The 313-nt window shown below is 63.3% G+C and carries 1 pseudogene; it reads right to left on the reverse strand.

The annotated features are described in order from the left end of the window. Window positions 1-68: 68 nt before the first annotated feature. Window positions 69-313, reverse strand: a pseudogene (locus GIB19_RS28235) (hypothetical protein); the annotation flags it as partial.

Consider the following 313-nt stretch of genomic DNA (forward strand, 5'->3'; position numbering starts at 1 on the left):
CAACTACACAGTGAATCTTCGCTGCTTGCACCGGCCTCTTCGCAGCACAAGGCTGCTCCTACAGGGGCTCAAGGGTTGCCCGTGCTCGTGCCTTGGCGCCTAGTACCTTCCGAGCCACTGCCATCCATCCCTGGCAAATCCCGCCCATCATTCTGGGTGGCTGGCGGGCTCTCGGGGTCATTGCCCGATCCGCGGGTCGGTGTCGCGTGGCATCGGCTTTTCAATCGGGTTGAGCGTGCTGTCTACACCCGGTGTCGGCGCCTGACAAGCGGCAGTGGTGACCTCACGGCTTCGGCCATGCGCGATCTGGGTA

Source organism: Pseudomonas sp. ITEM 17296 (genome assembly GCF_028895205.1).
Classification (GTDB): Bacteria; Pseudomonadota; Gammaproteobacteria; order Pseudomonadales; family Pseudomonadaceae; genus Aquipseudomonas; species Aquipseudomonas kermanshahensis.